The sequence below is a fragment of the Streptococcus pseudopneumoniae genome (assembly GCF_001074975.1).
Classification (GTDB): Bacteria; Bacillota; Bacilli; order Lactobacillales; family Streptococcaceae; genus Streptococcus; species Streptococcus pseudopneumoniae_D.
On record NZ_JUUO01000141.1, the window covers coordinates 24,406 to 37,676 of the forward strand.

Consider the following 13,271-nt stretch of genomic DNA (forward strand, 5'->3'; position numbering starts at 1 on the left):
AAACAATTGAAAAATTACCCTAGAAAGTGGTACAATGGTAGAAAAATACTATAGTAAGAGTTTATCTTATTTAACAAAAATTACAGAAATGAATGGTTTTTCTTGATGAAACAAAGAAAAGAATTTTACCTTTTTCTTGGTCGGACAGCCTTGTATTTTCTTATCTTTCTAGGGCTGCTTTACTTCTTTAGCTATCTTGGCCAGGGTCAAGGAGGCTTTATCTATAATGAATTTTAACTTGAAGGAGAACCCCTATTGTGTCAAATAAACCAATAGTAGATATGATTGAAACCATTGAGCATTTTGCTCAGATACAGCCTAGCTATCCTGTTTATAATGTTTTGGGGCAGGAACACACTTATGGAGATTTAAAGGCTGATTCGGATAGTTTGGCTGCATCCATCGATCAACTGGATTTACCAGAGAAGTCTCCTGTGGTTGTTTTTGGAGGCCAAGAATATGAAATGTTGGTAACTTTTGTGGCTTTGACTAAGTCAGGACATGCCTACATTCCCATTGATAGCCATTCGGCTTTGGAGCGAGTTTCAGCTATTTTAGAAGTGGCAGAGCCAAGCTTGATTATTGCCATCTCAGATTTTCCATTGGAGCAGATTTCTACACCGATGTTGAATCTAGCTCAGGTTCATGAAGCCTTTGTCCAAGGGAATAACTATGAAATCACGCATCCAGTCAAGGGCGATGATAACTACTACATTATCTTTACTTCTGGTACGACTGGTAAGCCAAAGGGAGTGCAGATTTCCCATGATAACCTCCTCAGCTTTACCAACTGGATGATTATGGACAAGGAATTTGCGACGCCAAGTCGTCCGCAAATGCTGGCTCAACCACCTTATTCATTTGACCTGTCTGTCATGTACTGGGCACCGACTTTGGCACTTGGTGGTACGCTTTTCGCTCTTCCTTCAGCTATTACTCAGGACTTTAAGCAACTCTTTGCGACCATCTTTTCATTGCCAATCGCTATCTGGACATCAACGCCTTCTTTTGCAGATATGGCCATGTTGTCAGAGGACTTTAATAGCGAGAAAATACCTGGTATCACGCATTTCTACTTTGATGGCGAAGAATTGACGGTCAAAACAGCTCAAAAACTGCGTGAGCGTTTTCCAAATGCCCGTATTATCAATGCCTACGGTCCAACAGAAGCGACAGTAGCTCTGTCAGCAGTTGCTGTGACAGATGAGATGTTAGCGACTCTCAAACGCCTACCAATCGGCTATACCAAGGCTGATTCTCCAACCTTTATCATTGACGAGGAAGGCAAGAAACTGCCAAATGGTGAACAGGGAGAAATCATTGTCTCAGGACCAGCTGTTTCAAAAGGTTATATGAACAATCCTGAAAAAACAGCGGAAGCCTTCTTTGAGTTCGAAGGACTGCCAGCCTATCACACAGGTGATGTAGGAACTATGACAGATGAAGGCTTGCTTCTCTACGGCGGACGCATGGATTTCCAGATTAAGTTCAACGGTTACCGCATTGAGTTAGAAGATGTCTCTCAAAACCTCAACAAGTCTCGCTTTATCGATTCTGCTGTCGCTGTTCCGCGCTATAACAAGGACCACAAGGTACAAAATCTACTGGCTTATGTCATCTTAAAAGACGGTGTGCGTGAGCAGTTTGAGCGTGATATCGATATTACCAAGGCCATCAAGGAAGATTTGACAGACATCATGATGTCCTACATGATGCCGTCTAAATTCCTTTACCGAGACAGTTTGCCACTGACTCCAAATGGAAAGATTGACATCAAAGGATTGATTAACGAGGTGAATAAGAGATGATGGAGTTCTTTCAACAGCTTCCTCATTTAGAGCCATATGGTAATCCTCAGTATTTTGTCTATGTGATTGCTGCAACCTTGCCCATCTTTATCGGTCTCTTTTTCAAGAAACGATTCGCCTGGTATGAAGTACCAGTTAGTTTCTTCTTCATCGTCACTATGTTGGTAGGTGGGAAGACTAATCAATTGGCTGCCTTGGGTATTTATCTGTGCTGGGAAATATTGCTCCTGCTTTTCTACAAGCACTATCGAAAAAGCAAGGATGGCAAGTGGGTCTTCTACTTAGTTAGTTTTCTGTCCCTCCTTCCGATTATCTTTGTCAAGGTGCAGCCAGCTATCAATGGAACGCAGTCTTTGCTTGGGTTCTTGGGAATTTCGTACCTGACTTTTCGTTCGGTTGGGATTATCATCGAGTTGAGAGATGGAGTGATTAAGGATTTCGCCTTCTGGGAATTCCTCCGTTTCCTTCTCTTCATGCCGACCTTTTCAAGTGGCCCAATCGATCGCTTTAAGCGTTTTAATGAAAATTATCAGACCATTCCTGAGCGAGATGAGTTGATGGATATGCTGGAAGAGGCTATCAAGTATATCATGCTTGGCTTTCTATATAAGTTTATTCTGGCTCACATTTTAGGAGAGATTTTATTACCTCCTCTGAAGAATCTAGCTTTGCAGTCAGGTGGTTTCTTTAACCTCTATGCCTTGGCAGTTATGTATATCTTTGGTCTGGAGCTTTTCTTTGATTTTGCAGGTTACTCTATGTTTGCTTTAGCCATTTCAAACTTGATGGGTATTCATAGTCCAATTAACTTCAACAAGCCTTTTTTGTCAAGGGATTTAAAGGAGTTTTGGAATCGTTGGCACATGAGCCTTTCTTTCTGGTTCCGTGACTTTGTCTTTATGCGAATGGTGATGGTGTTAACCAGAAAGAGAGTCTTTAAAAATCGTAATGTAACCTCAAGTGTGGCCTACATTGTAAATATGCTGATTATGGGATTTTGGCACGGTGTGACCTGGTACTATATCGCCTATGGACTCTTTCATGGATTAGGCTTGGTAATTAATGACGCTTGGATTCGCAAGAAAAAAACACTCAATAAGGAACGTAAAACAGCGGGGAAAGCTGCTCTACCTGAGAATCGTTGGATTCAGTTGCTTGGCATGGTGGTTACCTTCCATGTCGTCATGCTATCATTCTTAATCTTTTCTGGATTTTTGAATGATTTATGGTTTAAAAAATAAAAGGAAATAAAATATGGATATCAAATCAGAAGTTATCGAAATTATTGATGAGTTGTTTATGGAAGATGTTTCTGACATGATGGATGAAGATCTTTTTGACGCAGGTGTCTTGGATAGTATGGGAACGGTTGAGTTGATTGTGGAGATTGAAAACCGTTTTGACATTCGTGTCCCTGTTACAGAGTTTGGTCGCGACGACTGGAATACAGCCAATAAAATCATAGCTGGTATTGTGGAGTTACAAAATGCTTAAACGCTTATGGATGATCTTCGGACCGGTCTTGATAGCTGGTTTGTTGGTTTTTCTGCTCATTTTCTTTTATCCTACTGAGTTGCGTCATAATCTAGGAGCTGAAAAGCGTTCAGCGGTGGCTACTACTATCGATAGTTTTAAGGAGCGCAGTCAAAAGGTCAGAGCCTTATCTGATCCAAATATGCGTTTTGTTCCCTTCTTTGGCTCCAGTGAATGGCTTCGTTTTGACGGTGCCCATCCGGCAGTCTTGGCTGAGAAATACAATCGCTCTTATCGCCCTTATCTTTTAGGACAGAGGGGGGCTGCATCGCTCAACCAGTATTTTGGGATGCAGCAGATGTTGCCACAGCTGGAGAATAAGCAGGTTGTGTATGTTATCTCACCTCAGTGGTTCAGTAAAAATGGCTATGAGCCAGCTGCCTTCCAACAATATTTTAATGGCGACCAGTTGACCAGTTTTCTGGAACATCAATCTGGAGATCAGGCTAGTCAATATGCGGCAACTCGTTTATTACAGCAATTTCCAAACGTAGCTATGAAGGAGCTTGTTCAGAAGTTGGCAAGTAAAGAAGAATTATCGACAGCAGACAATGAAATGATTGAATTATTGGCTCGGTTTAATGAACGCCAAGCTTCCTTTTTTGGTCAGTTTTCAGTTAGAGGCTATGTCAATTATGATAAACATGTAGTTAAGTATTTAAAGACCTTGCCAGATCAGTTTTCTTATCAAGCCATAGAAGATGTTGTTGAAGCAGATGCTGAAAAGAATACTTCTAATAATGATCTGGGAATGGAAAATTATTTCTATAATACGCAGATTAAGAAGGATTTAAAGAAATTAAAGGACTCTCAGAAAAGCTTTACCTATCTCAAGTCGCCAGAGTATAATGACTTGCAGTTGGTGTTAACCCAATTTTCTAAATCCAAGGTAAACCCGATTTTTATCATTCCACCTGTTAATAAAAAATGGATGGATTATGCTGGTTTACGAGAGGATATGTATCAACAAACAGTGCAGAAGATTCGATATCAGTTAGAAAGTCAAGGCTTCACCCATATAGCAGATTTTTCTAAGGATGGTGGAGAACCATTCTTTATGAAAGATACCATTCACCTTGGTTGGTTGGGTTGGTTGGCTTTTGACAAGGCAGTTGATCCTTTCCTGTCCAATCCCACACCAGCTCCGACTTACCATCTGAATGAGCGCTTTTTCAGCAAAGATTGGGCGACTTATGATGGAGATGTCCAAGAATTTCAATAGATTATAATATAGAAGAGTTCAAGAATGAAACTAGTTTTCACGTTTCCCTTGACTCTTTTTTTGGTTGTGATATAATTAACCAGTAAATAATTTTTCAAAGAATAGTATTTTTCTCTTATACTCAATGAAAATCAAAGAGCAAACTAGGAAACTAACCGCAGGCTGTACTTGAGTACGGCAAGGCGACGTTGACGTGGTTTGAAGAGATTTTAGAAGAGTATTAAAAAAGAAAAGTCCAAAAGGAAAGGAGTAACACATGAGACAGCTTGCGCAGGAAATTGATACTTTTTTGAATGAGGTTATCTTGAAATCTGAAAATCAGCATGAAATCCTAATAGGTCATTGCACTAGCGAGGTGGCCCTGACCAATACCCAGGAGCATATCCTCATGCTCTTGTCAGAGGAATCTTTAACAAACTCTGAATTGGCGCGTCGCCTCAATGTCAGTCAGGCAGCAGTTACCAAGGCCATTAAGTCTTTGGTCAAGGAAGGGATGTTGGAAACATCTAAAGATCCAAAGGATGCGCGTGTGATTTTTTATCAGTTGACTGATTTGGCTCGTCCAATCGCTGAGGAGCATCATCATCACCATGAGCATACACTTTTAACCTATGAACAAGTGGCGACTCAGTTTACTCCAAGTGAACAAAAAGTGATTCAGCGGTTTTTGACTGCTTTAGTAGGAGAAATCAAATAATGAGATATATTACGGTAGAGGATTTATCCTTCTATTATGATAAGGAGCCCGTTCTTGAACATATCAATTATAGTGTTGATAGTGGGGAATTTGTTACCTTGACAGGGGAAAATGGGGCAGCTAAGACGACACTGATCAAGGCTAGTCTTGGAATCCTTCAGCCACGCATTGGCAAGGTGACCATTTCAAAGACAAATACGCAGGGTAAGAAATTGAGAATAGCTTATCTTCCTCAACAGATTGCCAGTTTTAATGCTGGTTTTCCAAGTACGGTTTATGAATTTGTCAAGTCGGGTCGCTATCCGCGAAAGGGTTGGTTCCGTCGCTTGAATGCTCATGATGAGGAGCATATCAAGGCTAGTCTGGAGTCAGTTGGTATGTGGGAACATCGAGACAAACGCTTGGGTTCTCTTTCTGGTGGACAAAAGCAGCGAGCGGTTATCGCGCGTATGTTTGCTTCTGACCCAGATGTGTTTATCCTAGATGAGCCGACAACGGGGATGGATGCAGGAAGTAAAAATGAATTTTACGAACTCATGCACCACAGCGCCCATCATCATGGCAAGGCTGTTTTGATGATTACTCATGACCCTGAAGAAGTTAAGGATTATGCGGACCGCAATATCCATCTAGTGCGAAACCAAGACTCGCCATGGCGTTGTTTCAACGTTCATGAGAATGATCAGGAGGTGGGCCATGCTTAGTTTATTATCTTATGACTTTATGCAGCGTGCCTTTCTGGCCGTTATTGCCATGAGTCTTTTCTCACCGGTATTGGGGACCTTCCTTATCTTGCGCCGTCAGAGTTTGATGAGTGATACCCTCAGCCACGTCTCGCTTTCGGGTGTAGCTTTTGGTCTGGTCCTAGGGATTTCTCCGACTATTTCCACTATTGCTATTGTCTTGATTGCGGCAGTCTTTCTGGAGTATCTCCGTACGGTTTATAAGAGCTTTATGGAAATCGGGACAGCTATCCTCATGTCGACAGGTCTGGCTGTTTCTCTGATTGTCATGAGCAGGGGTAAAAGCTCTAGTTCTATGAGTTTGGACCAGTATCTTTTTGGTTCCATCGTGACGATCAGCGAAGAGCAGGTTATTTCCCTCTTTGTCATTGCGGCGGTTGTCTTGATTTTGACCTTCCTCTTCCTTCGTCCGATGTACATTTTGACCTTTGATGAGGATACGGCCTTTGTGGATGGCTTGCCCGTTCGTACCATGTCCATTCTTTTTAACATGGTGACGGGGGTGGCCATTGCCCTTATGATTCCAGCTGCGGGAGCTCTTCTGGTATCGACCATTATGGTCTTGCCAGCTAGTATTGCCCTGCGTCTGGGGAAAAACTTTAAATCGGTTATGCTGCTTGCCAGTGCTATTGGATTTTTAGGAATGGTAGCAGGACTTTACATTTCCTACTATGCAGAAACACCTGCAAGCGCAAGTATTACCATTATTTTTGTAACTGTTTTCTTGCTAATTAGTTTAGTAAGACGTTTTATCAAATAGGAGACCAACATGAAAAAAATTAGCTTATTGCTAGCCAGTCTGTGTGCCTTGTTTTTAGGGGCTTGTTCCAATCAAAAGCAGGCAGATGGCAAACTAAATATTGTGACAACCTTTTACCCTGTCTATGAATTTACCAAGCAAGTCGCAGGAGATACTGCTAATGTAGAACTCCTCATCGGTGCTGGTACAGAACCCCATGAATATGAACCATCTGCCAAGGCAGTTGCCAAAATCCAAGATGCAGATACCTTCGTTTATGAAAATGAAAACATGGAAACATGGGTCCCTAAATTGCTAGATACTTTGGATAAGAAAAAGGTGAAAACCATCAAGGCGACAGGCGATATGTTGCTCTTGCCAGGTGGTGAGGAAGAAGAGGGAGAGCATGACCATGGAGAAGAAGGCCATCACCATGAGTTTGATCCCCATGTTTGGTTATCACCAGTTCGCGCCATCAAACTTGTAGAGCACATCCGTGATAGCTTGTCAGCAGATTACCCTGATAAAAAAGAGACCTTTGAAAAGAATGCAGCTGCCTATATCGAAAAATTGCAAGCCTTGGATAAGGCTTATGCAGAAGGCTTGTCTCAAGCCAAACAAAAGAGCTTTGTGACTCAACACGCAGCCTTTAACTATCTTGCCTTGGACTATGGACTCAAACAAGTCGCGATCTCAGGCCTTTCTCCAGATGCAGAGCCATCAGCTGCTCGCTTGGCAGAATTGACAGAGTACGTCAAGAAAAATAAAATTGCCTATATCTACTTTGAAGAAAATGCCTCACAAGCTCTTGCTAACACACTTTCAAAAGAAGCAGGTGTTAAAACAGATGTCCTCAATCCTTTGGAAAGTCTGACAGAAGAGGACACCAAGGCTGGGGAAAACTACATTTCCGTGATGGAGAAAAACCTCAAGGCTCTAAAACAAACAACAGACCAAGAAGGTCCAGCAATTGAGCCTGAAAAGGCAGAGGATAGCAAGACAGTCCAAAATGGTTACTTTGAGGATGCAGACGTCAAGGACCGTACCTTGAGTGACTATGCAGGTAACTGGCAATCAGTTTATCCTTTCCTTGAAGACGGTACTTTTGATCAGGTCTTTGACTACAAGGCTAAGTTGACTGGTAAGATGACTCAGGCTGAGTACAAGGCCTACTATACAAAAGGCTATCAGACAGATGTGACTAAGATTAACATCACTGATAACACTATGGAATTTGTTCAAGGTGGACAAAGCAAGAAATTCACCTACAAGTATGTCGGCAAGAAAACCTTGACTTATAAGAAAGGCAATCGTGGTGTGCGCTTCCTCTTTGAAGCGACAGATGCGGATGCTGGACAGTTCAAGTATGTTCAGTTTAGTGACCACAATATCGCCCCAGTTAAGGCAGAACATTTCCATATCTTCTTTGGAGGCACAAGCCAAGAAGCCCTCTTTGAAGAAATGTATAACTGGCCAACCTACTATCCAGATAACCTATCTGGCCAAGAAATCGCCCAAGAAATGTTGGCACATTGATGAGAAGAAAAGGATAGCTGTGTATGAAGCTATCCTTTTTAGGTATAAAATAGATGGTTAACTTTATTATAGACCTTTAAGAACTTGAAAAAATGAATAAAACTCTTGAAATATCGGGACCTGTATGTTAGAATGATTTTAATGGATAAGGTTCATTAGAACACCAAAGCCCTTAACTATGGCCGTAGTTAAGGGCTTTTTTGACGTATCTTAGAGATTTAACGGGTGTTGATAGGCTAGTCACTCGGTCTACTTCTTACCATCTAGCCATTTGCAGACGAAATACAAGATAATTCCTGCGATGACGTCCGCTATAATAGTAAGAGCAAGCTCTGGGATAAGGCTCATTAGTTTCACCTCTTCTCACGAACCGTAAGGAACGTAATCGGTAACCGATGACAAAAATAGTATATCACATCAAATTTAGATCATCAACCTTGCTTAATGCTTGAAATATCGGGGCTTGTATGTTAGAATTAACTCAATGGATGAGGTTCATTAGAACACCAAAGCCCCTAACTATTGCCGTAGTTAAGGGCTTTTTTGACGTATCTTAAAGATTTAACAGGTGTTGATAGGCTAGTCACTCGGTCTACTTCTTACCATCTAGCCATTTGCAAACGAAATACAAGATAATTCCTGCTATAACGTCTGCCATAATAGTAAGAATGAGCTCAGGGATGAGATTCATTAGTTTCACCTCCTCTCACGAACCGTAAGGAACGTAATCGGTAACCGATGACAAAAATAGTATATCACACTAAATTCGTATCATCAACCTTGCTTAATGCTTGAAATATCGTATCTAGGCGAAAAAGTCTTTGCAATCAGAAAAACGCATAATATCAGGTGCGCAAAAACCTTGAGACTATGCGTTTTATTGTGGGAAGATTTACTCCATTTTCTCCTGAAATTGGGTATTTGCCCAGCCTTCGTTTTTGGGGTTGCTGAGAAAATAATGTTATGTGGTGAGTATTTGTATATAGGTCAGCAAACAAAACTAATACTCTTTGAAAATCTCTTCAAATCATGTCAGCTTCGCCTTGCCGTGTATATGTGACTGACTTCGTCAGTCTTATCTACAACCTCAAAACAGTGTTTCGAGCTGACTTGATCAATTTTCAAATCTGTACTTTGAGCAACCTGAGATTAGCTTCCTATTTGATTTTCATTGAGTATAACTTTATCTTATGTAGAATTAGCTTATTTGTTTTATTTATCAAAACCTTGCAAGGCTTTTTGGCGTTCTTCTACTTGACCTTTAGCATCTAGTTTGTTACCACCGTATACAGCTGATTCCCATGACCCGTACATTGGATTTGGGAAGATGATGAATTTTTCACCGAATTCTTTTTGTAATTCTTCAAGTTGTTTATCACGGTCAGATTCAGAAGTCTTAGAAAAATCTGCAAAGTCTACGAGGTTATCACCAAATAATAAGATAAGATTTGTTTTTTCTTGAACTTTTTGGCGACGCCCCTCTTTGGATTTTACACCACTTTCTAAGAACATGAGATGATCACGTCCTTGAACGGGAATTCCTTCACTTTCTAGATTTTTAATGGTAGCATCTACTTGATTAGCTGAGCGATCAGAAATATAGTAGATTTGGACACCGTTTTGATCGGCAAACTGAAGAAAATCTTTAGCACCTGGGACGGCTTTCGCTGCAGCTTTTTGAACCCAAACATCCCAATTTTCGGGTGTGAATGCTGTACCATCTTTGACATTTTGTACTTGATAAGGGCTATTATCTAGGACAGTTTCATCCAAGTCTAAAACGATAGAGTAAGGTTTGTCTGATTCTGTTTTGAGCAATTCCTTTAGGTGATTTGTTGCAACGTTATAACCCTGTATGTATAAAGCTTTAGTTTCAGCTGATTTTTGATACCAAAGAGTTGACATAGTGTTTTCTCGTGACCGTAGTTGGTCATATGTCATTGTAATTTGATTATCAGATGAGCTATTATTGCTTGTCTGTGTTTCTGTAGACTTTGTTGCACAACTAGCCAATAAGACGACAGAAGCAAGTGCAGAAAGGATTGTAACAGTAGTTTTTGCTGTTTTCATGAAATATCTCCTATTCATTAATTTCAATAAATAGTATAGCACGAGGGAAAAGTTAAGGCAAGTTATTCTCTGAATATGGATGAAGATTCTATAGAAGATAATGTAATGAAAAAAAAAGCGATTACTAACTTGAAATGTAGTTTCACCTCTAATTATTGACATTTCAGGAAAAATCGCAGTAAAAACTGTACAGCCTTCTTTAAATGTGCTACAATACAGGAAAAAATAATGATGGAGGTCGCAATAATGGCAACATTTTTGATGATTTTTGTGGTGGTTTGTGTGCTCCTATTGGTGATAGTCACACTGAGTACAGTTTATGTGGTTCGTCAGCAGTCGGTGGCGATTATTGAACGCTTTGGGAAATACCAAAAGGTTGCCAATAGCGGTATTCATATTCGCTTGCCTTTTGGGATTGACTCGATTGCAGCGCGGATTCAGTTGCGCTTGTTGCAAAGTGATATTGTGGTTGAGACTAAGACCAAGGACAATGTGTTCGTTATGATGAATGTAGCGACTCAGTATCGTGTCAATGAGCAGAGCGTGACAGATGCCTACTATAAACTCATGCGTCCAGAATCTCAGATTAAATCTTATATTGAAGACGCCCTTCGCTCTTCTGTTCCCAAATTAACCTTGGATGAATTGTTTGAGAAAAAAGATGAGATTGCCCTTGAAGTTCAACACCAAGTAGCAGAAGAAATGACTACTTACGGGTACATTATTGTGAAAACTTTGATTACAAAGGTCGAACCAGATGCAGAAGTTAAGCAATCCATGAATGAAATCAATGCGGCGCAACGTAAGCGGGTAGCAGCGCAAGAATTGGCGGAAGCAGACAAGATTAAAATCGTTACTGCAGCTGAAGCCGAAGCAGAAAAGGACCGCCTTCATGGTGTGGGGATTGCCCAACAACGTAAGGCCATTGTGGATGGATTGGCAGAGTCTATCACAGAACTCAAGGAAGCCAATGTTGGCATGACAGAAGAGCAAATCATGTCCATACTCTTGACCAACCAGTATTTAGACACTTTGAATACCTTTGCTTCTAAAGGCAATCAAACCATTTTTCTACCAAATACGCCAAATGGTGTGGATGATATCCGTACCCAAATCTTGTCAGCCCTCCGCGCTGAGAAGAAATAATAGACTAAAGAGCTTGGCAACAGGCTCTTTTTATTTTATACTCTTCTAAAATCTCTTCAAACCACGTCAGCTTCACCTTGCCGTACTCAAGTATAGCTTGCAGCTAGCTTCCTAGTTTTCTCTTTGATTTTAATTGATTATTAATTCAAGAAATATAGAAATATTTATACAAATTAATTTATAAGTATAAGAGGTTTTATGAATATACTGAAATTGATAACTATTAATTTAAAAATTTTGTGCATATGAGCGATTTCTTATATAATAAATATACATATATAATGAATATTCAGAGAGGTGGTTTTTGCGCTCGTGTAAGATTTGACCTTGTTTCTTGAAAATTACAGTTTGTATGAACATAGAGTGATTTTCAGACTTTTCCACAGATTTGTAAGAATGGGAACATCTCATTAACCTTGGAGCTAATAGACAACTGAGAGTGAAACGGTTCCTAAAAATTGGGTAATTCACAGGAGTTATCAACAACTTGTGGATAATCATGGGGATATATCTGTTTGATTATCGCTAAATGGAGTTTATAGATCCTTCTTTTTGAATTGAGAGTCTATTCCATGTAGCAAATTAAAGGGAGAAGTACGATAGTCTTTGTAAACAATACTGTTTCATACTCTTCGAAAATCTCTTCAAACTACGTCAGCTTTCATCTGCAACCTCAAAACAGTATTTTGAGCTGACTTCGTCAGTTCTATCCACAACCTCAAACATTGTTTTGAGTAGCCTGCGACTAGCTTCTTAGTTTCCTATTTGATTTTCATTGAGTATCACTTGTTGACGGGGAGAAAATTTTAATTATTAGCTAAGAGGGGAGGGGCCCTGTTAGAGAATAGTGCTTAGTTAGAAAAGTCAAGATTTTTTACATTGTAATAAGAAACTTTTGAGGATGTTTAGTTATTAACAACTTTATCCACAGCTGTGGATAAAGTTGTTAATAAGATGGTGTAGTTTAAAGTCCGTCAGTTTCAAGCTGGGGTAATTAAAAAATCTGATCATACTAACTCTGAGTTTGACTACTGATAGAACTTTGAATCTCTATCTAAATCTGACTTTGGATAGACAACTGCTTGCTAAGGTTCATATTTCAGTTAAAACGGAGATAAAATATCTTAACAATTCATTTCCTTTCCGAATAAATAGATAGAGACAGAGAATCTAGTAAATCTAGATTTAAAAATGTGCTATAATGAAAGGAGAGGAAATATGATTCTCAGACATCCGGGCATCAGCCCAACCAATGACTTGGTTGCTAAGAAAATCTTTAGCAACCCAGAAATCACTTGTCAATTTATCCGCGATATGCTGGACTTGCCAGCAAAAAATGTGACCATTTTGGAGGGAAGCAATATTCATGTCTTGCCTTCCATACCTTATTCGGCACAGGATTTCTATACCAGTATAGATGTTTTGGCTGAGCTAGATAATGGGACGCAAGTAATTATTGAAATTCAGGTGCATCATCAGAATTTTTTCATTAATCGTTTGTGGGCTTATCTGTGCAGTCAGGTCAATCAAAACCTAGAAAAAATTCGCCAGCAAGAGGGCAATACTCACCAGAGTTATAAACACATCGCACCCGTATATGCTATCGCAATTGTGGATAGCAACTATTTCCAAGATGATTTGGCTTTTCATAGCTTTAGTATGCGAGAGGACACGACAGGTGAAGTCTTAACCATCACAAATAATGGACAGGAACACCATCTGCTCAAGATGGCGTTCTTAGAACTAAAAAAATACAGAGAAACCAGCAAGGATAGCG

At 40.1% G+C, this 13,271-nt stretch carries 12 protein-coding genes; 11 read left to right on the forward strand and 1 reads right to left on the reverse strand.

What is annotated here, in order from left to right; genetic code table 11:
- Positions 1-105: 105 nt before the first annotated feature.
- The 9 genes from ADI86_RS10590 to adcA all read left to right on the forward strand — a co-directional run bounded on the left by ADI86_RS10590 (position 106) and on the right by adcA (position 8,278).
- Positions 106-237: a teichoic acid D-Ala incorporation-associated protein DltX gene (locus ADI86_RS10590; protein ID WP_049532980.1), complete on the forward strand. Its 132-nt coding sequence runs from the start codon at positions 106-108 to the stop codon at positions 235-237.
- A gap of 20 nt (positions 238-257) precedes the next feature.
- A complete protein-coding gene (gene dltA / locus ADI86_RS10595; protein WP_049532981.1) occupies positions 258-1,808 on the forward strand; it encodes a D-alanine--poly(phosphoribitol) ligase subunit DltA in 1,551 nt (516 codons plus the stop codon).
- Positions 1,805-3,049 carry a D-alanyl-lipoteichoic acid biosynthesis protein DltB gene (gene dltB, locus ADI86_RS10600; RefSeq protein WP_049532982.1) on the forward strand — a complete coding sequence of 415 codons (1,245 nt, stop codon included), beginning with the start codon at positions 1,805-1,807 and terminating at the stop codon, positions 3,047-3,049. Before dltA ends, dltB begins: the two co-directional genes overlap by 4 nt.
- Before the next feature lie 13 nt (positions 3,050-3,062).
- The gene (gene dltC, locus ADI86_RS10605; protein WP_000351967.1) at positions 3,063-3,302 is read left to right on the forward strand and encodes a D-alanine--poly(phosphoribitol) ligase subunit DltC; all 240 of its coding nucleotides are present in this window, start codon (positions 3,063-3,065) and stop codon (positions 3,300-3,302) included.
- Entirely contained in the window at positions 3,295-4,563 is a 1,269-nt protein-coding gene (gene dltD / locus ADI86_RS10610) for a D-alanyl-lipoteichoic acid biosynthesis protein DltD (RefSeq protein WP_049532983.1), read from the forward strand. Before dltC ends, dltD begins: the two co-directional genes overlap by 8 nt.
- A 256-nt stretch (positions 4,564-4,819) precedes the next feature.
- The gene (adcR, locus tag ADI86_RS10615; protein ID WP_049532984.1) at positions 4,820-5,260 is read left to right on the forward strand and encodes a zinc-dependent transcriptional regulator AdcR; all 441 of its coding nucleotides are present in this window, start codon (positions 4,820-4,822) and stop codon (positions 5,258-5,260) included.
- Positions 5,260-5,964 (forward strand): metal ABC transporter ATP-binding protein, encoded by a 705-nt coding sequence (locus ADI86_RS10620; protein ID WP_049532985.1) that lies wholly within the window; start codon positions 5,260-5,262, stop codon positions 5,962-5,964. Before adcR ends, ADI86_RS10620 begins: the two co-directional genes overlap by 1 nt.
- On the forward strand, positions 5,957-6,763 hold the full coding sequence (locus ADI86_RS10625) for a metal ABC transporter permease (RefSeq protein WP_049532986.1): 807 nt from the start codon (positions 5,957-5,959) through the stop codon (positions 6,761-6,763). Before ADI86_RS10620 ends, ADI86_RS10625 begins: the two co-directional genes overlap by 8 nt.
- Before the next feature lie 9 nt (positions 6,764-6,772).
- A complete protein-coding gene (adcA, locus tag ADI86_RS10630; RefSeq protein WP_049532987.1) occupies positions 6,773-8,278 on the forward strand; it encodes a zinc ABC transporter substrate-binding lipoprotein AdcA in 1,506 nt (501 codons plus the stop codon).
- Positions 8,279-9,490: 1,212 nt separating this feature from the next.
- Here the strand turns inward: adcA and ADI86_RS10635 are convergent.
- Positions 9,491-10,348 carry a 5'-nucleotidase, lipoprotein e(P4) family gene (locus tag ADI86_RS10635; protein ID WP_049532988.1) on the reverse strand — a complete coding sequence of 286 codons (858 nt, stop codon included), beginning with the start codon at positions 10,346-10,348 and terminating at the stop codon, positions 9,491-9,493.
- Between the two features lie 261 nt (positions 10,349-10,609).
- Here ADI86_RS10635 and ADI86_RS10640 point away from each other — a divergent pair, with 261 nt between their 5' ends.
- Positions 10,610-11,494 carry an SPFH domain-containing protein gene (locus tag ADI86_RS10640; protein ID WP_004235732.1) on the forward strand — a complete coding sequence of 295 codons (885 nt, stop codon included), beginning with the start codon at positions 10,610-10,612 and terminating at the stop codon, positions 11,492-11,494.
- A gap of 1,218 nt (positions 11,495-12,712) precedes the next feature.
- Positions 12,713-13,271 (forward strand): Rpn family recombination-promoting nuclease/putative transposase (locus ADI86_RS10645; protein ID WP_049532989.1); only part of this gene is annotated, 559 nt, incomplete at its 3' end.

Bases quoted from the DNA above. Each gene is read 5' to 3' on its own strand.
- ADI86_RS10640 (WP_004235732.1), top strand. From the start codon at position 10,610: ATGATTTTTGTGGTGGTTTGTGTGCTCCTATTGGTGATAGTCACACTG.
- adcR (WP_049532984.1), top strand. From the start codon at position 4,820: ATGAGACAGCTTGCGCAGGAAATTGATACTTTTTTGAATGAGGTTATC.
- ADI86_RS10635 (WP_049532988.1), bottom strand. From the start codon at position 10,348: ATGAAAACAGCAAAAACTACTGTTACAATCCTTTCTGCACTTGCTTCT.
- dltC (WP_000351967.1), top strand. From the start codon at position 3,063: ATGGATATCAAATCAGAAGTTATCGAAATTATTGATGAGTTGTTTATG.
- dltD (WP_049532983.1), top strand. From the start codon at position 3,295: ATGCTTAAACGCTTATGGATGATCTTCGGACCGGTCTTGATAGCTGGT.
- ADI86_RS10625 (WP_049532986.1), top strand. From the start codon at position 5,957: ATGCTTAGTTTATTATCTTATGACTTTATGCAGCGTGCCTTTCTGGCC.
- ADI86_RS10590 (WP_049532980.1), top strand. From the start codon at position 106: ATGAAACAAAGAAAAGAATTTTACCTTTTTCTTGGTCGGACAGCCTTG.
- ADI86_RS10620 (WP_049532985.1), top strand. From the start codon at position 5,260: ATGAGATATATTACGGTAGAGGATTTATCCTTCTATTATGATAAGGAG.
- dltB (WP_049532982.1), top strand. From the start codon at position 1,805: ATGATGGAGTTCTTTCAACAGCTTCCTCATTTAGAGCCATATGGTAAT.
- adcA (WP_049532987.1), top strand. From the start codon at position 6,773: ATGAAAAAAATTAGCTTATTGCTAGCCAGTCTGTGTGCCTTGTTTTTA.